Genomic DNA, 229 nt, shown 5'->3' with positions numbered 1-229 from the left:
AAATATCTCCATCTTTGTACTTCGACAAATCTTTAAAGTTGCCATATTGCGCGAAGAACTTAAAGTTTTCGATTTCTTTTTTTATTTTTTCGTCTTTGATATCTTTAGTTGGAATGATTTTATTGTCTACCATTTTCACCGGATATTCTATTTTATTATCCTGAGGTCTACCATCTTCATCTTTCTTTACTGCATTAACATAGTAAAATCCTTTTGTTGTTTTGGTATT

The 229-nt window shown here is 29.3% G+C and carries 1 protein-coding gene; it reads right to left on the bottom strand.

Annotation, left to right across the window (positions count from 1 at the left end; all coding sequences use genetic code 11):
- The coding region (locus IDG64_RS14980) for a Csa1 family protein (protein WP_206171380.1) at positions 1–229 on the bottom strand (229 nt) is incomplete at both ends.

The organism is Staphylococcus sp. EG-SA-15 (assembly GCF_017151895.1).
Classification (GTDB): Bacteria; Bacillota; Bacilli; order Staphylococcales; family Staphylococcaceae; genus Staphylococcus; species Staphylococcus aureus.
This window is presented reverse-complemented; position numbering and strand designations above follow the sequence as displayed.